This is a genomic window from Gemmatimonas groenlandica (assembly GCF_013004105.1).
Classification (GTDB): Bacteria; Gemmatimonadota; Gemmatimonadetes; order Gemmatimonadales; family Gemmatimonadaceae; genus Gemmatimonas; species Gemmatimonas groenlandica.
Window position 1 is genome coordinate 1,074,194 of record NZ_CP053085.1, and the last position, 18,344, is coordinate 1,092,537.

The following is an 18,344-nucleotide window of genomic DNA, read 5'->3' on the forward strand; positions in this document are numbered from 1 at the left end:
CCTGAGTCGATGATGCTGCTCGGCGCGCTCGCACTCACACTGCAGCTGTCGGCGGTCGCACCGTCACTGCCGCCATTGCCGCCGCTTATGGTGCGCGCGGGCGACCGGCTCCAGTCCGTACCCACGCTACGGCATCCGGATGGTGGCATTGGCGTTCGCGCCGACGCCTTGGCCCAGGCGCTCGGTGGACAGGTCGTCACGCAATCCGCCGGCAGCGCGCGTTTCCGTCTCGAAGTGGGAACCACCGGGATGGATCTCGAAGCCGGCAACGCGCTCGTCGTGGTCGGCGGTGATACCATCCCCCTGCGCGCGGGGGTCTTCCGGCGTGGCGGACAGTTCTACGTGCCGCTCGCATTGGCCACGGAGTTGCTGCCGCGACTTGGTGCCGGCGTCCTCTTCGATCAGGAGAAGGCCGAGCTGCGCCGATTCTCCACGGTGACGGCTGCTCGACGTACACCGACGACGCGCGCACGCGCTGAGACCCCCCGTGCGCCCGCCCCGTCGACGCCCGCCCCGCCGGCGCCCGCCGACAATGTGCGTAGCGCACCCGCCAACCGTAGCGCCGCACTCCGCCAGCGCGTCGTCGTCGTTGATGCGGGACACGGCGGACCTGACAACGGCATGTCGGGACCGATCGGCGTACCGAAGAAGGTGTTCGAGAAGAACATCACGCTCTCGTTCGCGAAGCAGCTGCGCGCTGCCCTCGAACAACGTGAGATCCAAGTGGTCATGACGCGCACCACCGACACCTTGATCGCGCTGGGCGATCGCGGACGCATGGCGAATCAGGCCAAGGCCGATCTCTTCCTGTCGGTGCATGTGAACGCCGCCAATCCCCGCTGGACGAATCCCGGCGGTGCCCGCGGCTTCGAAACCTATTTTCTCGCCGAGGCCAAGACCGAAGATGAACGTCGTGTCGCGGCCATGGAGAACGAGGCGATCCGCTTCGAGACCGACGCCGATGTCACCCGCGACGATCCATTGGGATTCATCATGCGGGACATGGCGCAGAACGAGCATCTTCGGGAGTCGGGCCGGCTTGCCGAGCTGCTCCAGGCGGGCATGAAGCAGGTGCATCCCGGACCGAGCCGCGGCGTCAAACAAGCCGGATTTCGCGTGCTCGTGACCGCGTTCATGCCTGCGGTCTTGGTGGAGATCGGGTTCGGCACCAACAAGCTCGAAGCACAGTACATGACCGACATCGAGCGACAGCGCGAGCTGGCGTCGACGCTCGCCGATGCGGTCGTGCGCTATCTCGAACAGTATGAGCGAAAGGTCGGAGGCGGTGGCTGATGCGTGCCGCGCATCGACTGACGCTGGTCCTCGCGTCGTGGCTCGTGGGTTCGGGGTGTGTCTACTACAACGGCATCTACAACGCCCAGGCGGAAGCCCGGCTCGCCGATGCCAAGCTACGCCGTGATGACGACGGCGAGGCCACGACGCGTTTTCAGCGTTCTGCGGCCATCGCCGAAACGGTGCTGGTGCGGCATCCGAAATCGAAGTGGCGCAACCGCGCGCTCTACATCGCGGCGCGGAGCGGCGCGATGGCGGCGCAGTGCGAGCGTGCCGTGCCGCGCTTGCAGCAACTGTTGGCGGGCACCACGCTGAATGCCGGTGAACGCGATCGCTCCCGATTGGCTCTCGCCACCTGCGAGGTACGCGGTGGTCGCAGCGCCGATGCGCGCCCGCGCCTCGACTCGATGTTTCGCGCCAGCGATCGCGAACTGGCGCGTCAATCCCGCATCTGGGCGGCGCGCGCAGCGCTCAGTATGGGGGATCGCGACGCGGTCCCTGCGTATCTTGGCACACTCGATGCCGGCGTCCTTCAATGGGAGCTCATCAGCGCGTCGATGTCGGCGCGTGAGTACGCCCGTGTGGAGTCGCTGCTGGTACAGCGCGCCCGACTCGGTGACTATCGCGAAGATGTAACCCGTGCACTCCGTGATCTGCTCTCCGATGGCCGCGTGGACGGGGCCGAGCGCATCGTCGCGCAATACGACGCCGCGCGCGTCCGCGACGACAGCCGCGCCCGGATGCATTATGCGCTGGGTGATATGCACGCGCGCGTTGGCCGTGATTCGCTGGCTCGACGGCATCTGTACGCCGCGCGCACGCTGTCGCAGCGCGACACGATGACCGCGCACGACGCGAACGCGCGGTTGGCGTTGCTCGATCTCACGCGGGTCGCGTCGGTGCGAGAACTCGATACGCTGATCGCGCGACAGGACAGTGTCGTGTGGCGCACCAGCTACGCCCGCCAGGTGGCGGAGCGCGTGCTGCTCTTCCGGTTGCTCGCGGGTCGGGGCGACGCGGAAAGCGCTTCGCTGTATCTGGCGGCGGAGATTGCTCGGGACTCCCTGCGTGCGCCGCGCCTCGCGCGCGCGCTGTTCCTGCGTGTCGCCCGCGAGTCGGGGGCATCGCCGCTCGTGCCCAACGCCTGGTACGCCGCCGCGCTGCTCGAGCCGGACAGTGCGGCGGCCTGGCAGCGCCGCGTGCTCGCGGACTTCGGCACGTCCGCCGTGGCCGCGCGGCTGCGTGGCGACGATCCCGCCACTCGTCCGGACTTTGTGACGGCGCCCGAGCTGTTGAGATTGAACTGGACCGATGCGCTCCGCATCTGGTCCGACAGCGTACGCAAGCTGCGTCTTCCTCCCAAGCCTGCCGGATCTCGGTGATCGCGTGATAGCAACAGCTGGTGAACAGCAGACGTGGATGGTGGCCGGGATGGCGTTTCGGAATCCGGTCGTCCTCGCCGCCGGAACGGCCGGTTTCGGGAAGGAGGTCGACGACGTGCTCGACCTCTCCGCCATCGGCGGGATCGCCACAAAGGCCGTCAGCGTCGCTCCGCGACATGGGGCGCCACCGCTACGCGTGAGTGAATTCGCCGGCGGTATGATCAACGCCATCGGCCTCGCCAACCCCGGTCTTGCGGCGGTCCGTGCCGACTACCTTCCCTGGTTACGCAAGGCGTATCCCGACACCCGCGTCATCGTGAACGTGGTGGGGAACAGCGTCGAAGACTTCGAAACGGTCGTCGGTGGGCTGGACGATCTGCCGGGCGTCGATGCGTTCGAACTCAACGTCAGCTGCCCCAACGTCAAAGCGGGTGGCATGGAATTCGGCGCCGACCCGGTCGCGCTCGCGGCGTTGGTGCGTGCCTCTCGCGCCCGCACGTCCCGACCGCTGTTCGTAAAATTGTCCCCGACCCTCGGCGCCGGCGTAGTGGACGCTGCTCGCGTGTCGATCGAGAACGGCGCCAATGGACTGACGCTCGTCAACACGATGCCGGGGCTCGTCATCGATGCCGCTCGCCGTAAGCCCAAGATTGGATTCGGCACCGGTGGGGTGAGCGGTCCTGCGTTGCTCCCCCTTGGACTGCTGGCCACCTGGCGAGTCCGTCAGGCACTACCCGGCGTTCCCATCATTGGGTTGGGCGGGGTCAGCACTGGTAACGACGCGGCGCAGTACCTGCTGGCTGGCGCGTCGCTGGTGGGCGTCGGGACGGCGGCCCTGCGCGATCCACGCGCACCGGAGCGCATTGCCCGGGAACTCGCCGGCTGGGCGCAGCGCGAAGGCGTCCGCGACCTGCGATCGATCATCGGCACACTGGAGTGGCCTTCATGACCCTGCCATCTTCCGCGACCGTCGATGCGACGGTCCATCCCCCCGTGACCCCGATCGTCGCCCTCGACGTCGCCGACCGCCGCGCCGCGCAGGCGATCGTCAGCCGGCTCGGCGGCTCCTGCGGGTTTTACAAGGTCGGGCTCGAGCTCTTCGCCGCCGAAGGCCCCGACATCGTGAGTTGGCTGCGCGACGCGGGGAAGTCGGTCTTCGTGGATTTGAAACTGCACGACATTCCCAACACCGTGCGTGGCGCCGCTCGCAGCGTCGCTCGCCACGGCGCGTCGCTCCTCACCGTCCATGCATCGGGCGGCTCGGCCATGATCCGGGCGGCCGGCGAGGGGGCCGAGGAGGGAGCGGCCACCGGCGCGTTGGGGGGATGCGGCATCCTCGGCGTCACGATCCTGACGAGCATGGATGCCGCCGCGATCGGCGAGGCGTGGGGACGGGAACGGGTCGATGTGACGGGCGAAGTGGTCCGCCTGGCTGGGCTGGTGGCGACGGGCGGCGGTGCCGGAATCGTCTGCTCTGGTCATGAAGCCGCGGCGGTGCATGCCACGTTTGGTGCGGCGCTTGGGCTGCTGATCCCTGGTATTCGACTTCCTGGTGGCGACGCCCACGACCAGCGGCGCGTCATGACGCCACGGGCCGCCGCTGATGCCGGCGCGCGCTGGCTGATCCTGGGCCGGGCCGTTACCGGGGCCGCCGATCCGGTGGCGGCGATGGGGCAGGTGACCGCCTCACTTGCGGGAGCGGTCTAAGTCCACTAGGATGAGGGTCTTGCCCGTTTTCGGGCGAGATTCTAGGCCAATCCGCTGGCCACATTTGCTTCGCTCGTGCGCGGAATCGCTGAAATGCGATGCTTCATGAGCGATGGACGCATGGGGAGTCCAGCCGGCCAGAGCAATCTGGTGCGGGAGACTCCGTTGGCGCGAGAGCGCCAAGGTGACCCGTGAAAGTTCGGAGCAGCGTAAAGCCGATCTGTGAGCACTGCAAAGTCGTGAAGCGACAGGGCGTGACTCGCATCATCTGCAAGCGCAACCCCAAGCACAAGCAGCGTCAAGGCTGAGGGGAAGCGTAACACATGGCACGTATCGCTGGCGTCGATCTCCCTCGTGAGAAGAAGGTTGAGATCGGCCTGACCTACATCTTCGGCATCGGTCGCAAGACCGCCCAGAAGATCCTCGCTGCCGCGGGCGTTTCGCCCGAGCAGCGTGTCCGCGATCTCAATGACGCGGACGTCAACAAGCTCCGTCAGGAAATCGAGCGCAACATTCGCGTCGAAGGTGCCCTGCGCACCGAGATCGCGATGAACATCAAGCGCCTGATGGACATCGGCTCGTACCGTGGCACGCGCCATCGCCGCGGGCTTCCCGTGCGCGGGCAGCGCACGCACACGAACGCGCGCACCAAGAAGGGGCCGCGCCGCGCTATCGCGGGCAAGAAGAAGGTGACCAAGTAAGCCATGGCTACCGCAAAGAAGACCAAGCGCGTCGTCGAGGCCGAAGGCATCGCCCACGTCAGCGCCACGTTCAACAACACGACCATCACGATCACCGATATGCATGGCAACACGGTGTCGTGGGGCTCCGCCGGCAAGGCGGGCTTCAAGGGGTCGAAGAAGTCCACGCCGTTCGCCGCCACGGTGGCGTCCGAGCAGTGCGCGCGCGAAGCGCTCACCCTCGGCGTGCGCCGCGTGCATGTGCGCGTGCAGGGTCCGGGCAGTGGTCGCGAGTCCGCCATTCAGGCGCTCGCCGCGGCCGGCCTCCAGGTGAAGTCCATTCGCGACGTCACCCCGATCCCGCACAACGGCTGCCGTCCCCCCAAGCGTCGGAGGGTCTAAGACATGGCCCGTTATACTGGTCCTAGCTGCCGTCAGTGCCGTCGTGAGGGCGCCAAGCTCTTTCTGAAGGGCACCAAGTGCTTTACCGAGAAGTGCCCCGTTGAGCGTCGTCCGTACGCCCCGGGTCAGCACGGTCAGGCCACGGCGCGTCGTAAGAAGGCGTCCGAATTCTCCAAGCAGTTGCGCGAGAAGCAGAAGATCAAGCGCATCTACGGCATCAGCGAGAAGCAGTTCCGCAACACCTTCGATCGTGTGGCGTCCGCGCCGGGCATCGCGGGTCACAACCTGTTGGCGGCGCTCGAAACGCGCCTCGACAACGTCGTGTACCGCATGGGTTTCGCGCCCAGCCGCAAGGCTGCGCGTCAGCTCATCCGTCACCGCCACATTGAAGTGAAGGGTCGCCTGCTGGACATCCCGTCCTACCAGGTGCGTCCGGGCGAAGAAGTGCGCGTCAAGCAGTCGTCGCGTGAACTCGTGCTCGTGATGTCGGCCATGGAACAGGCCGCGCGTGGTGCCTCGCTCTCGTGGATCGCCGTCGACAAGGAGTCGTTCAGCGGTCGCGTGCTCGAGAAGCCGCAGCGTCAGTCGATTCCGTTGGCGGCGCAGGAACAGCTCGTCGTCGAACTGTACTCCAAGTAACACGTGGTACTCAGCTGACAGAGCGCGCCGTTCGCGGCGCGCCTCCGTCGGCGGTCGGGGCCCGAACCCCTCTACGGGGCTACCGCGCGTTCGGGGCGGGGTAGCGCGTCATCGGCGAACAGCGCCGGTGTGACCACTTCAAATTTTCGAACTTCATGGCAACGATCGATCTCTCAGGGCTGGTTCGTCCGCAGCTTGTCGAAGCAACCAAGCGCGAGGACACGCCCAATCTGGCCGAATTCCGTCTGCAGCCGCTCGAGCGCGGCTTTGGACACACGTTGGGCAACGCGATGCGCCGACTGCTCCTGTCGTCGCTCCGTGGCTCGGCGGTGTGGGCGTTCCGTATCGACGGCGTGGTGCATGAGCACCAGACCATCGGCGGCGTCGTGGAAGACGTGCACCAGATCATCGGTAATCTCAAGACGCTCACGCTGGCCCTCCCTGACGATGTCGAGCAGACCGTGCTCCGCATCGCCAAGTCGGGTCCCGGCACCGTCACGGCCGCCGACATTCAGGTCAGCGGTGGCGCCCGGGTCATCGACCCGACGCACCACCTCTTCACCATCACCGACGAGCGCGACTTCAACGTCGAGCTCTACGTGAACAAGGGTCGCGGTTACATCGAGAGCGATCAGCATCCCGCCGACAAGAATCTCTCGGTCGACGTGGTGCGTATCGATGCCATCTACAGCCCGGTCCGCCGCGTCAACTTCGCCGTCTCTGAGACGCGCGTTGGACAGCGTACCGACTATGACCGTCTCACGCTGACCGTCGAAACCAACGGCACGATGTCGCCCGAGGAAGCGGTGAGCTACGCAGCAGCACTCGCCCAGACCCACTTCCAGTACTTCGTGGGCTTCGGGTCGTCGGCTTCTGCACAGCCCGGCGCAGGTGGCGACGGCTCCAACAGCGACGCGCTCCGCTTGGCCGAACTGTTCCGCACTCCGATCGACGATCTCGAACTCTCGGTTCGCTCGGTCAATTCACTCAAGAACTCGAACATCCGCTCGCTCGGCGATCTGGTTCGCCAGACCGAGGCGCAAATCCTTCAGGTCAAGAACTTCGGTAAGAAGTCTCTGCAGGAAATCGCCGCGCTGCTCGAGAAGGAAGGGCTCAATTTCGGCATGCGATACGAGGAAAGCACAGATGGTGTGCGCATCCTCGATATGGGCACCCCGCCCAGCCGCGCGGCCGAGAACGCGCCCGACGACGAAGACGACGAGGAGTAATTCCCATGCGCCATCGCAAGGCAAACCGCCAACTTCGGCGGACGAGTGAGCAGCGCCTCGCGCTGCTTCGCAACCTCGCAACCTCGCTCATTGAGCAGGGTGCGATCGAAACGACTGAGGCGAAGGCGAAAGAACTCCGCCCCTTCGTTGAGAAGCTGATCACGAAGGCCCGGACCGGCACGCTCCACGCGCGCCGCCTGGCTGGCAAGCACGTCCACAAGCGTGAGGCGGCCGACAAGCTGTTCCAGGAAATCGGCCCCATGTTCGCCACGCGACCGGGCGGCTACACGCGCATTCTCAAGACCGGCCACCGCAAGGGTGACGGTGCGGAGATGGCGCGGATCGAATTGGTCCAGAGCTGAGGATATCGGACATGGCTATCGATAGACACCGCTGCTACGTCTGCGACAAGGGCGTTGCCTTTGGAAACAGCGTCTCGCACGCGAACAACAAGACGCGCCGGACCTGGAGACCCAATCTCCAGGTGGTGCGCACCCTCAGCGAAGGGAAGGTCATCAAGGTCAAGGCTTGCACGCGGTGCATCGCGGCCGGCAAGATCACCCGCGCGCCGCGCGGTCAGGTTGCTGTCGCGTAACTCGCGTACGGTGACGTCTCAGCGGGGAGCTCGCAGTTGCCGGGCTCCCCGCTTTGTACATATGCCTTCCGTTGTCGCCACTCACGACTCCTGACTTCCGACTGAGTACTCTGTTGAAGACTGCACTGATCACCGGGATTACCGGACAGGACGGCTCCTACCTCGCCGAGTTGCTGCTCGCCAAGGGCTACCGAGTCGTCGGCGTCGTCCGTCGTTCGTCGACGACGCCCTACGAGCGCATCGCCCATCTGGTCGATCGCGTCGAACTCGTGTCGGCGGATCTGCTCGATCAAACGTCGCTCACCGACGTCGTGCATGAAACACAGCCCGATGAGATCTACAATCTCGCCGCGCAAAGCTTTGTGCAGACCTCCTGGACCCAACCCGTGCTCACCGGCGAATTCACGGCGCTCGGTGTCACTCGAATGCTGGAAGCGATGCGGAAGGCCGCGCCGAAATCGCGCTTCTACCAAGCCAGCTCCAGCGAACAGTTCGGCAAGGTCATCGAGACGCCGCAGCGTGAGTCCACGCCATTCTATCCGCGGTCGCCTTACGGCGTCGCCAAGGTGTATGGCCACTGGATCACGGTGAACTATCGCGAAAGCTTCAACCTCTTCGCGGTCTCCGGCATCCTGTTCAATCACGAGTCCCCGCGTCGCGGCCTCGAATTCGTCACGCGCAAAATCACCGACGCCGTCGCCCGCATCAAACTGGGATTGCAGCACGAGCTGCGTCTCGGAAATCTCGAGGCCCGCCGCGATTGGGGATTCGCCGGCGATTACGTCGATGCGATGTGGCGCATGCTCCAGCTCGACGAGCCCGATGATTTCGTGATCGGCACCGGTGAGACATACTCGGTGCGCGATTTCTGCGTTGCCGCCTTCGGCGCCGTGGATCTCGATTATCTCGAGTATGTGAAGCAGGATGAGAAGTTCTTCCGGCCGGCCGAGGTGGACCTCCTCGTCGCCGATCCGTCGAAGGCGGAGCAGAGGCTTGGATGGACGCCCAAGGTGCCGTTCGCCGAGCTGGTGAGCATGATGGTTGCCGCCGATCTCGCGCGGTACCAACGGCAGCGGTGACGAACTCGTGAAGCGCGTGCTCGTCACCGGAGCCGCCGGCTTCGTCGGGTCGTATTTGCTCGAAGCACTACGGAACGGGGGGGGCGAGCGGTTTGCCCTCGCCACCGATCCCCCCGGTTCGCCGAGCGAGCCGGGGGGAGATGTCCGCTGGATATACGGCGACCTCCGGGACGAGGCATACATCGCGCGCGTCGTGGACACCGCGCGGCCGGACACCGTGATCCATCTTGCGGCGATCTCGCACGTGCCAACGGCGGCCGCTGAGCCGGCGCTCGCGTGGGATGTCAATGTCACCGCGACGGCGCGCCTGCTGCATGCGCTCGGCCAATCTCGCGACGCCGGCGCCATCGACCCCACGGTGCTCATCGTCGGCAGCGCCGAGCAATACGGGCGTCACGAGACCCATGAGGGTCCGCTCCTCGAGAGCGCCGTGCAGGCCCCGCGAACGGTGTACGCCGCCACCAAGGCGGCGCAGGAGATTCTCGCACTCCAGGCTTGGCGGGCGACCGGGCTCAAAGTGGTCGTCGCTCGCAGCTTCAACCACAGCGGCCGAGGGCAGCCGACGCGCTTTCTGCTCCCCGCCTTGGTGCAGCGCGCGGTCGAACTTCGCGGCGCTTCGCCGGGAACGACCATGCCGGTTGGGAATCGTGCACCGATACGCGATTTCCTCCATGTAAGTGACGTCGTTGCTGCGTATATTTCACTCTGCCGACGGGGTACGCCTGGCGAGGTGTATAACGTGGCCAGCGGCACCGGATGGTCGGTGCAGCAGCTTCTCGACCGGGTTCTGGCGCGTGCCGATGTGCAGGCGACGCCTGTCGAAGATCCTGCGCTGGTGCGCCCGGTTGACGTCCCCGTGCTGATCGGGGATTCGCACAAATTGCAGCGCGCCACCGGATGGTCCGCCACGCGCTCTCTCGACGACATCATCGACGATCTCCTCCATGCCGCGACGCTCTGACCTGCACCGGATTCTCGTGATCGGCTCTGGACCGATCGTGATCGGGCAGGCTGCTGAATTTGATTACTCCGGAACGCAGGCCATCAAGGCACTGCGAGAGGAGGGCTACGAGGTCATCCTCGTGAACTCCAATCCGGCCACGATCATGACCGACCCGGAGTTCGCCGACCGCACGTACATCGAGCCGGTCACGACCGAGTTTGTTGAGAAAGTGATCGCCAAGGAACGCCCTGACGCCGTGTTGCCCACCATGGGCGGGCAGACGGCGCTCAATGTCGCGCTCGCGCTCTACGACAGCGGCGTGCTCGAGAAGTACGGATGCGAACTCATTGGCGCCAACGCTCGGGCCATCCGCGTCGCGGAAGACCGCAAGCTCTTCGGCGAAGCGATGACGAAGATCGGACTCAAGTGTCCGACGGGCCGTACGGTCACCACGCTCGAAGAGGCGATCGCGGGCGTTGAGGAGACGGGCTTCCCGTCGATCATCCGCCCGTCGTTCACGCTCGGCGGCACCGGCGGTGGTATCGCGTACAACCGCGAAGAGTTCGAGACGATGGTGCGTCGCGGCCTCGACTTGTCACCGGTGGGGTCGGTGCTCATCGAACGCTCGCTGCTCGGCTGGAAAGAGTACGAGCTCGAGGTGATGCGCGATTGTGCGGACAACGTCGTCATCGTCTGCTCCATCGAGAATCTCGATCCGATGGGCGTGCACACGGGGGACTCGATCACGGTGGCGCCCGCGATGACCCTCACTGATCGTGAGTATCAAGTGATGCGCGATGCGGCCGTGGCGATCATCCGCGAGATCGGCGTTGATGCCGGCGGGTGCAATATCCAGTTCGCCGTGAACCCGCAAAATGGCGAATTGATCGTCATCGAGATGAACCCGCGTGTGTCGCGCTCGTCTGCTCTGGCGTCGAAGGCGACCGGGTTTCCGATTGCGCGTATCGGTGCGAAGCTCGCCGTCGGCTACACGCTCGACGAAGTCCCGAACGACATCACCAAGACGACGCCGGCCAGCTTCGAGCCGGTGCTCGACTACGTGATCGTGAAGTGCCCGCGATTTGCCTTCGAGAAGTTCACGTCGTCGGATCCCGGTCTGACCACGCAGATGAAGTCCGTTGGCGAGTCGATGGCGATCGGCCGTACGTTCAAGGAAGCGTTTCAGAAGGCGTTGCGCGCGCTCGAGACCGGTCGTAGTGGCTGGACGGTTGGCGAGCGTCTCGTAGACGACCGACTCGTCGAAGGTTCGAAGGAAGAGTTGCGCGGCGCGCTTCGTCGTCCCACACCGGAACGCATCTATCAGCTCAAGCGGGCCATGCTCATGGGCATGGGCACGCCGGAACTGCACGAGATCACGGGCATCGATCCGTGGTTTCTCGACCAGTTGCACGAGCTGATTGTTGCCGAGTCGGAGTACCAGCAGGAGTCGTCGGTCGATGCCGACAGCATGCGTCGCATGAAGCGCCTCGGATTCTCCGATCGGCAGCTCGGTGCGCTGCGCGGTGTCACCGAACACGAAGCGCGCGCGATGCGCTGGTCGCTCGGCGTGCGCCCGTCGTACAAGATGATTGATACCTGTGCCGGTGAGTTTCCCTCGAGCACGCCGTATCTCTACGGCTGCTACGATGAGGAAAGCGAGGCCGCAACCGAAGGCCGTCAGAAGGTCATCATCCTTGGTTCGGGTCCCAATCGTATCGGTCAGGGCGTGGAGTTCGACTACTGCTGCGTACGCGCCGTGCTGGCGCTACGTGAGCGTGGCTACGAGACCATCATGGTCAATTCGAACCCCGAGACCGTCTCCACCGACTTCGACATTTCCGACAAGCTGTACTTCGAGCCGCTCACGCTCGAAGACGTGCTCGAGATCGTCCATCGCGAGAATCCGCTCGGCGTCATCGTGCAGCTCGGCGGCCAGACGCCGCTCAAGCTCACGCGTCCGCTCGAGGCCGCTGGTGTGCGCATCCTCGGCACGTCACCAGACGCCATCGACATCGCCGAGGATCGTCGCCGTTTCGAGGCGATCGTCCGCGAACTGGGCATCGCCCAGCCCGCGAACGGAACGGCCACCAGCGTCGATGAAGCCGTCGAGATTGCCGATCGCATCGGCTATCCCGTGCTCGTGCGCCCGTCGTACGTGCTCGGTGGACGCGCGATGGAAATCGTCCACGATGCCGGCTCCTTGCGTGGCTACTTCGAACGCGCGGCACGCGTGAGCGAGGACCGCCCGGTGCTCGTCGACAAGTTCCTCGAAGATGCGTTCGAGGCCGACGTCGATGCGCTTTCCGATGGCACGAACGTGGTGATCGGCTCGGTCATGGAGCACATCGAGAGTGCCGGCATTCACTCCGGCGACTCGGCGTGCGTGCTGCCGCCGTATCTGATTCCGCAGGACGCGGCCGATCAGATGCGCGCGCACACGGTCGCCTTTGCCAGGAAGTTGGGCGTCGTCGGATTGATCAACGTGCAGTACGCCTACAAGGACGGCGTGGTGTACGTGATCGAAGTGAACCCACGTGCGTCGCGCACTGTACCGTTCGTGTCGAAGGCCATCGGCGTGTCGCTCGCCTCCGTTGCGGCCCGCCTGATGCTCGGCGAGACGTTGGCCGAAATCGGCTTCACGTCGGAGATCGTGCCGCCCTTCTTCAGCGTGAAGGAAGCCGTTTTCCCGTTCAACAAGTTTCGCGAGTTCGATCCCGTGCTCGGACCCGAAATGCGCTCCACGGGTGAGGTCATGGGTATCGACGAGGACTTCGGCACGGCGTTCATGAAGTCGCAGCTGGCCGCCGACAACGCGCTCCCGCGTACGGGCGCGGTCTTCATCACGGTGAACGATTCCGACAAGCCGAGCGCCGCGAAGTTGGCGGCGAGGTTCCACGAACTGGGCTTCACCCTCTACGCGACGAGTGGCACCGCCGCGTATCTTCGCGAGCGCGACATTCCCGTGCAGACGGTGCTCAAGGTCAGCGAAGGACGCCCGCATGGCGTCGACATGATCTTGAACGGTGAGATTCATCTGCTTGTGAACACGCCGCTTGGTAAGCACGCGCAGGTCGACGACGAACGACTGCGTCAGGCCGCGATCAGCAACCGCGTGCCGTATACGACCACGTTGTCGGCAGCCAGCGCCGCCGCCGAGGCGATTGCCGCGCGGCAGTCGCGCGAGCCGGGCGTGCGTTCGTTGCAGGAGTGGCACGTGATCCTCGCGGCGTCGCTCGCGGCCAACGCCGCGCCCATTGGGGCGGCGTGACCATTCCGGGCATGATTGCCGCCGCCGGGCAGGGGCACGTCGCACCGGGCGTCGTGCTCGGTGACGGCGCGCTCGTGCACGAGTCGGCGTATGTCGACGCCGGTGCGGTCATCGGCGCGGGTACGCGCGTGTGGCATTTCTGTCACGTGCTTGGCGGCGCCGAGATCGGTGCGCACTGTTCGCTCGGGCAGAATGTGGTGGTCATGAATGGAGTCCTCGTGGGCGACAACGCGAAGATCCAGAACAACGTGTCATTGTACGAAGGCGTGGAACTCGAGGCGGACGTCTTCTGCGGCCCGTCGATGGTGTTCACCAACGTGTACAACCCGCGCAGTGCAGTGTCGCGCAAGAACGAGTATCGGCGCACGCTCGTGCGTCGTGGCGCGACGATCGGAGCGAACGCCACGATCGTGTGTGGCATCACGATTGGCCGCTTCGCCTTCATTGGTGCCGGTGCCGTGGTCAATCGTGACGTGCCCGACTACGCGCTCATCGCCGGCGTGCCGGGACGGCGTATCGGCTGGATGTCGGAGGACGGACACAAGCTCGAGTCACTGAGCCTGACCGGTGCGGAAGGGGCGCATGAGCTGCTGCGCTGCCCGGGCACCGATGTGCGATACGAACGCCATGGCGACGTGGTCGTGCGCCTCGAGGGAACCGTATGACGGAAAAGAACGTCCCGGCCGGACCGCGCATTCGGGTGGCGCTGCTGGGTTGTGGTCGGATTGCCAAGAATCACTTTGACGCGCTCGCCAAGCTTCCGGGACTGCAGCTCGTCGCGGTGTGTGACATTATCGCCGAACGCGCGCAGCTCGCCGGCACGCAGTACGACGTGCCATGGTTCACGAGCTACGAGCAGATGTTGTCGGATGTCCCCAGCGACGCGGTGATCATCGCGACGCCGTCCGGATTGCATCCGCAGCATGGCATTCTGGCCGCCAAGGCTGGCCGGCATGTGATCTCCGAGAAGCCGATGGCGATTTCGCTGGCTGCCGCTGATGCGCTCGTGCAGGCTTGCGATGATCATCACGTGCACCTCTTCGTGGTCAAGCAGAACCGGCTCAATCCGCCGATCGTGCTGCTCAAGCGGGCAATCGATCGTGGTCGCTTCGGTCGGATATACATGGCGAATTGCACGGTGCGCTGGACGCGCCCGCAGGACTACTACGATCAGGCGCCGTGGCGCGGCACGTGGGAGTTCGATGGCGGCGCATTCATGAACCAGGCGTCGCACTACGTCGATCTGGTCCAGTGGCTGGTTGGTCCCGTGGAAAGCGTCATGGCGAAGACGGCAACGATGGCGCGGCGCATCGAGGCGGAAGACAGCGGGGCGGCCGTCCTGAAGTTTCGATCGGGCGCCATCGGCGTCATCGAAGTCACGATGCTGACGTTCCCCAAGAACCTCGAAGGGTCCATTACCATTCTGGGCGAGAAAGGCAGCGTGAAGATCGGCGGGACAGCCGTGAACAAGGTCGAACATTGGACCTTTGCCGATTACGATGACGACGACAAGCTCGTCGAGCAGGCGAACACCAATCCGCCAAGCGTGTACGGTTTCGGGCACGAGGGGTACTACCGCAATGTCGAGTCGGTCCTGCGTGGTAACGCGCTCCCCGACACGGACGGGCGGGCCGGCCGCAAGTCGCTCGAACTCATTCTGGGGATCTACGAATCGGCGAAGACCGGTCGTGACGTGCCCCTGCCGCTTCGCGTCAACATCTGAACTCATCCGTCATGGCCGTTCCTCTTCTGGACCTCAAGGCGCAGCACGCCACCATCCGCGATGACGTCGTCGCTGCGGTGATGGACGTCGTGGATCAGCAGGCGTTCATTCTCGGCGATCCCGTCGCACAGCTCGAGTGCAGCGTCGCTGGCCTCTCGCAGGTGAAGTACGCCGTGGGCTGCGCCAACGGCACCGACGCCCTGTTGCTGGCCCTCCGCGCGCTCGACGTCGGGGCTGGCGATGAAGTCGTGACCACGCCGTTTACGTTTTTCGCGACCGCCGGTGCCGTGCATAACGTCGGGGCGCGTCCGGTCTTCGTCGATATCGATCCGCGCACCTTCAACATCGCGCCTGATGCGGTTCGCGCCGCCGTTGGTGAACAGACCAAGGCCGTCATCGCAGTCGACCTTTTCGGCCAGATGGCCGCGATCGATCAGGTCAACGCCGCGGCACAAGGACGCCCGGTTATCGAGGACGCCGCGCAGTCCATCGGCGCGAGCCGGCTGATCGATGGAGCGAGGGTGATGGCCGGTGAAGCGGCCGCGATCGGTACCTACAGTTTCTTCCCGTCCAAGAATCTCGGCGGGTACGGCGACGGCGGCATGATGGTCACGCAGGATGAGGCGCTCTTCGAGGCGCTCATGAAGCTGCGCACCCACGGCAGCCGCCGAACGTACTTCCACGAGATCGTAGGCTATAATAGCCGCCTCGATGCGCTGCAGGCCGCGGTGTTGCGCGCCAAGCTACCGCATCTGGAGTCCTGGAGCGCGGCGCGCCGTCGGAACGCCGCCTATTACGACGCGGCGTTTGCCGATCTGGCCGATGTGGTCACGCCGTACATCGATCCCGCCAACACGTCCATCTACAACCAGTACACGATCCGGGTGCCGAAGCGAGACGCGCTGCAGACGCATCTCAAGGATCGCGGGATTGGCTGCTCCGTGTACTATCCGCTTCCGCTGCATCTGCAGCCGTGCTTCGCGTATCTCGGGTACCAGCAGGGGCAGTGCCCCGAGTCGGAACGCGCGGCGCTTGAAGTGCTGTCGCTGCCCGTTTACCCCGAGCTCACCACTGCGCAAGTCGATGAAGTAATCGGGGCAGTGCGAGCCTTCTTTGGACGCTGAGGCGTACGACATGGTCGATTCCCCGTCGATGAAGGACCACCTGCTCTCGAAGATCCAGGACCGTACCGCCGTCATCGGCGTGATCGGTCTGGGCTACGTCGGGTTGCCGCTCGCGATGGAGTTTGTGCACGCCGGCTTTCGCGTCATCGGCTACGACGTAAGCCAGCGCGTGATCGACCTCCTGATGGCCGGCCAGTCGCACATTCAGGACATTCCCAACGCCGTGGTGCAGGAAGCGGTCGCGGCGGGGAGTTTCGTCGCCACCGCCGTTGAGTCGCGCATCGGGGAGTGTGACGCGATCTCGGTCGCTGTGCCGACGCCGCTGTCCAAGACGCGTGATCCCGACATGGCCTTTGTACTTGCCGCCGCCGACGCCATCGCGCGGCAGGCGCATCCGGGCATGTGTGTCGTGCTGGAAAGCACGACGTACCCGGGCACCACGCGCGAACTGCTGCAGCCGCGCCTCGAGGCGATGGGGCTCACGGTGGGCAAGGATGTGTTCGTGGCCTTCAGCCCCGAGCGCGTCGACCCGGGCAATCCGATCTACCAGACCAAGAACACGCCCAAGGTCGTCGGCGGCGTGACGCCGGCCTGCGTCGAGGTGGCCAGCGCCCTCTATGCCAGCTGCATCGACGTGGTGGTCCCGGTCTCCTCGCCGGAAGCGGCCGAGCTCGTCAAATTGCTCGAGAACACCTTCCGGGCGGTGAACATCGGCCTGGTGAACGAAATCGCGATTGTGTGTGACAAACTGGGCGTGGACGTCTGGGAAGTCATCAACGCGGCCGCCACGAAGCCGTTCGGCTTCATGAAGTTCACGCCGGGCCCAGGCATCGGCGGGCACTGCATTCCGCTCGACCCGCACTATCTCGCCTGGAAGATGCGCACGCTCAACTACAAGACGCGCTTCATCGACCTCGCCAGCGAGATCAATTCCAACATGCCGCAGTGGGTCGTGCAGAAGGTGGCTGACGCACTCAACGAAGTACGGAAGGCCGTGCGCGGCAGTCGCGTATTGGTCCTTGGCGTGGCGTACAAGCGCGACATCGACGACGTGCGCGAGAGCCCGGCGCTCGACGTGATCCGCCTGCTCGAGGAGCGTGGTGCCCACGTGGAGTTCCACGACCCGTTCGTGCACGAGTTCCGTGAGGAAGGGCATAGCCGCAAGGGTGTCGAACTCAGCGATGAAATGCTGCGTTGGGCGGACGCGGTCGTCGTCGTCACCGACCACAAGAATGTCGACTACCAGCGCGTCGTGGATCACGCCGCTCTGCTCGTTGACACGCGGAACGTCACGGCCGGACTCAAGGCCGGGCGGGCCCGTATTATCCCACTGGCGTCCGGCACTCGGACGGTGGGCGCTACATCATGAACCGAGCTCCCGCCGGCGGAACGGATCCGCGTTCGGGTGATCGGGTACCAGAGTCCGCATGAGTCAACGACTGTCTCGCGTTGAATTTCGCCTGTTGATGCTGCTCGGCGTTGCCGCAGCGTTGGCCGGCTGTTCTCGCGGTTTCCAACCTCGCGATTACGCGAATCCTGAAGCGCTCTTCCGGGCGTCCCTGCTGGAATTCCAGCGGCAGAAATGGGACAACGCGAAGATCGGCTTCGAGCGCCTGACAAGTGATCTGTCGGCGCGGGATCCGCTATTGGCTCCGGCCTACTTCTATCTGGCGCTGTCACACGAGCGACAGAAGGAGTATCTGCTCGCGGCGCAGGCATTCGAGCGCATCACCGATGGGTTTCCCGACGACACGCTCGCGCCGACGGCGATGCTGGGGGTCGGACGCAGCTATCAGAGCCTCTGGCGTCGGCCGTCCCTCGATCCCGAGAACGGACAGAAGGCCGTCTCGATCCTCCGCGCGCTGTTGTCGTCGTATCCGGAGAGCAAGGAAACGGACGACGCCAAGAAGCGCATCGTCCAGATCGAAGAGTGGATGGCGCAGAAGGATTACGACACCGGCGTGCACTACGTGCGTGTCCGGCGGTCCATCGATCCGGCGATCATCTACTTCAAGGACGTCGTGACCACGTACCCGAGCACGAAGGCGGCCCGCCTGTCGTGGCTCCGGTTGCACGAGCTGTACACGAAGATTCGGTGGAAAGAAGACGCCGCCGAAACGTGTACGGCCATGTGGCGCGCGTACCCCGGCGATGTATTGGTCAAAGCCGCCTGCGGCGCCGCACCGGCCGACTCTGCCACCGCGGCCAAGGCGCCGCCGCCGGCGGTCTTGTCGCCCGTCGCCTACGCACGCCCCGGTCCGGCGCGTCGCGGATGACCCC

At 65.0% G+C, this 18,344-nt stretch carries 19 protein-coding genes; all 19 read left to right on the forward strand.

Features of this window, described 5'->3' with window-relative positions:
- Positions 1-9: 9 nt before the first annotated feature.
- The gene (locus HKW67_RS04425; RefSeq protein WP_171224241.1) at positions 10-1,293 is read left to right on the forward strand and encodes an N-acetylmuramoyl-L-alanine amidase family protein; all 1,284 of its coding nucleotides are present in this window, start codon (positions 10-12) and stop codon (positions 1,291-1,293) included.
- On the forward strand, positions 1,293-2,675 hold the full coding sequence (locus tag HKW67_RS04430) for a hypothetical protein (protein ID WP_171224242.1): 1,383 nt from the start codon (positions 1,293-1,295) through the stop codon (positions 2,673-2,675). The genes HKW67_RS04425 and HKW67_RS04430 overlap by 1 nt, the downstream gene beginning before the upstream one ends.
- 4 nt (positions 2,676-2,679) lie before the next feature.
- Positions 2,680-3,624, forward strand: coding sequence for a dihydroorotate dehydrogenase (locus HKW67_RS04435; RefSeq protein ID WP_206044602.1), 945 nt, complete (start codon positions 2,680-2,682; stop codon positions 3,622-3,624).
- The gene (pyrF, locus tag HKW67_RS04440; RefSeq protein WP_171224243.1) at positions 3,621-4,382 is read left to right on the forward strand and encodes an orotidine-5'-phosphate decarboxylase; all 762 of its coding nucleotides are present in this window, start codon (positions 3,621-3,623) and stop codon (positions 4,380-4,382) included. The genes HKW67_RS04435 and pyrF overlap by 4 nt, the downstream gene beginning before the upstream one ends.
- Positions 4,383-4,573: 191 nt before the next feature.
- Positions 4,574-4,690 (forward strand): 50S ribosomal protein L36, encoded by a 117-nt coding sequence (gene rpmJ / locus HKW67_RS04445; protein ID WP_012683466.1) that lies wholly within the window; start codon positions 4,574-4,576, stop codon positions 4,688-4,690.
- A gap of 15 nt (positions 4,691-4,705) precedes the next feature.
- A complete protein-coding gene (gene rpsM / locus HKW67_RS04450) occupies positions 4,706-5,083 on the forward strand; it encodes a 30S ribosomal protein S13 (protein ID WP_171224244.1) in 378 nt (125 codons plus the stop codon).
- 3 nt (positions 5,084-5,086) lie between these two features.
- Positions 5,087-5,464 carry a 30S ribosomal protein S11 gene (gene rpsK / locus HKW67_RS04455; protein ID WP_171224245.1) on the forward strand — a complete coding sequence of 126 codons (378 nt, stop codon included), beginning with the start codon at positions 5,087-5,089 and terminating at the stop codon, positions 5,462-5,464.
- A gap of 3 nt (positions 5,465-5,467) precedes the next feature.
- The gene (gene rpsD / locus HKW67_RS04460; RefSeq protein ID WP_171224246.1) at positions 5,468-6,103 is read left to right on the forward strand and encodes a 30S ribosomal protein S4; all 636 of its coding nucleotides are present in this window, start codon (positions 5,468-5,470) and stop codon (positions 6,101-6,103) included.
- A 155-nt stretch (positions 6,104-6,258) separates the two neighbouring features.
- The gene (locus HKW67_RS04465) at positions 6,259-7,332 is read left to right on the forward strand and encodes a DNA-directed RNA polymerase subunit alpha (protein ID WP_171224247.1); all 1,074 of its coding nucleotides are present in this window, start codon (positions 6,259-6,261) and stop codon (positions 7,330-7,332) included.
- A gap of 5 nt (positions 7,333-7,337) precedes the next feature.
- Positions 7,338-7,694, forward strand: a complete 357-nt coding sequence (rplQ, locus tag HKW67_RS04470) for a 50S ribosomal protein L17 (protein WP_171224248.1) — start codon at positions 7,338-7,340, stop codon at positions 7,692-7,694.
- Between the two features lie 11 nt (positions 7,695-7,705).
- The gene (rpmB, locus tag HKW67_RS04475; protein WP_171224249.1) at positions 7,706-7,927 is read left to right on the forward strand and encodes a 50S ribosomal protein L28; all 222 of its coding nucleotides are present in this window, start codon (positions 7,706-7,708) and stop codon (positions 7,925-7,927) included.
- 113 nt (positions 7,928-8,040) lie between these two features.
- Complete coding sequence (gene gmd, locus HKW67_RS04480; RefSeq protein WP_171224250.1) at positions 8,041-9,006, forward strand: GDP-mannose 4,6-dehydratase; 966 nt, start codon at positions 8,041-8,043, stop codon at positions 9,004-9,006.
- A complete protein-coding gene (locus HKW67_RS04485) occupies positions 8,969-9,967 on the forward strand; it encodes a GDP-mannose 4,6-dehydratase (RefSeq protein WP_171224251.1) in 999 nt (332 codons plus the stop codon). Before gmd ends, HKW67_RS04485 begins: the two co-directional genes overlap by 38 nt.
- Complete coding sequence (gene carB, locus HKW67_RS04490; RefSeq protein WP_171224252.1) at positions 9,951-13,217, forward strand: carbamoyl-phosphate synthase large subunit; 3,267 nt, start codon at positions 9,951-9,953, stop codon at positions 13,215-13,217. Before HKW67_RS04485 ends, carB begins: the two co-directional genes overlap by 17 nt.
- An 11-nt stretch (positions 13,218-13,228) precedes the next feature.
- Positions 13,229-13,882 (forward strand): N-acetyltransferase, encoded by a 654-nt coding sequence (locus tag HKW67_RS04495; protein ID WP_171227544.1) that lies wholly within the window; start codon positions 13,229-13,231, stop codon positions 13,880-13,882.
- On the forward strand, positions 13,879-14,940 hold the full coding sequence (locus tag HKW67_RS04500) for a Gfo/Idh/MocA family protein (RefSeq protein ID WP_171224253.1): 1,062 nt from the start codon (positions 13,879-13,881) through the stop codon (positions 14,938-14,940). Before HKW67_RS04495 ends, HKW67_RS04500 begins: the two co-directional genes overlap by 4 nt.
- A gap of 11 nt (positions 14,941-14,951) precedes the next feature.
- Positions 14,952-16,064 (forward strand): DegT/DnrJ/EryC1/StrS family aminotransferase, encoded by a 1,113-nt coding sequence (locus HKW67_RS04505; RefSeq protein ID WP_171224254.1) that lies wholly within the window; start codon positions 14,952-14,954, stop codon positions 16,062-16,064.
- A gap of 10 nt (positions 16,065-16,074) precedes the next feature.
- Entirely contained in the window at positions 16,075-17,433 is a 1,359-nt protein-coding gene (locus HKW67_RS04510) for a nucleotide sugar dehydrogenase (RefSeq protein ID WP_171224255.1), read from the forward strand.
- A gap of 58 nt (positions 17,434-17,491) precedes the next feature.
- Positions 17,492-18,340, forward strand: a complete 849-nt coding sequence (locus tag HKW67_RS04515; RefSeq protein WP_171224256.1) for an outer membrane protein assembly factor BamD — start codon at positions 17,492-17,494, stop codon at positions 18,338-18,340.
- Positions 18,341-18,344: the final 4 nt, after the last annotated feature.

Coding starts and splice junctions, on each gene's coding strand:
- HKW67_RS04425 (WP_171224241.1), top strand. CDS start 10: ATGATGCTGCTCGGCGCGCTCGCACTCACACTGCAGCTGTCGGCGGTC.
- rpsK (WP_171224245.1), top strand. CDS start 5,087: ATGGCTACCGCAAAGAAGACCAAGCGCGTCGTCGAGGCCGAAGGCATC.
- HKW67_RS04465 (WP_171224247.1), top strand. CDS start 6,259: ATGGCAACGATCGATCTCTCAGGGCTGGTTCGTCCGCAGCTTGTCGAA.
- rplQ (WP_171224248.1), top strand. CDS start 7,338: ATGCGCCATCGCAAGGCAAACCGCCAACTTCGGCGGACGAGTGAGCAG.
- HKW67_RS04510 (WP_171224255.1), top strand. CDS start 16,075: ATGGTCGATTCCCCGTCGATGAAGGACCACCTGCTCTCGAAGATCCAG.
- rpmB (WP_171224249.1), top strand. CDS start 7,706: ATGGCTATCGATAGACACCGCTGCTACGTCTGCGACAAGGGCGTTGCC.
- carB (WP_171224252.1), top strand. CDS start 9,951: ATGCCGCGACGCTCTGACCTGCACCGGATTCTCGTGATCGGCTCTGGA.
- pyrF (WP_171224243.1), top strand. CDS start 3,621: ATGACCCTGCCATCTTCCGCGACCGTCGATGCGACGGTCCATCCCCCC.
- HKW67_RS04430 (WP_171224242.1), top strand. CDS start 1,293: ATGCGTGCCGCGCATCGACTGACGCTGGTCCTCGCGTCGTGGCTCGTG.
- HKW67_RS04495 (WP_171227544.1), top strand. CDS start 13,229: ATGATTGCCGCCGCCGGGCAGGGGCACGTCGCACCGGGCGTCGTGCTC.
- rpsM (WP_171224244.1), top strand. CDS start 4,706: ATGGCACGTATCGCTGGCGTCGATCTCCCTCGTGAGAAGAAGGTTGAG.
- rpsD (WP_171224246.1), top strand. CDS start 5,468: ATGGCCCGTTATACTGGTCCTAGCTGCCGTCAGTGCCGTCGTGAGGGC.
- HKW67_RS04515 (WP_171224256.1), top strand. CDS start 17,492: ATGAGTCAACGACTGTCTCGCGTTGAATTTCGCCTGTTGATGCTGCTC.
- HKW67_RS04500 (WP_171224253.1), top strand. CDS start 13,879: ATGACGGAAAAGAACGTCCCGGCCGGACCGCGCATTCGGGTGGCGCTG.
- HKW67_RS04505 (WP_171224254.1), top strand. CDS start 14,952: ATGGCCGTTCCTCTTCTGGACCTCAAGGCGCAGCACGCCACCATCCGC.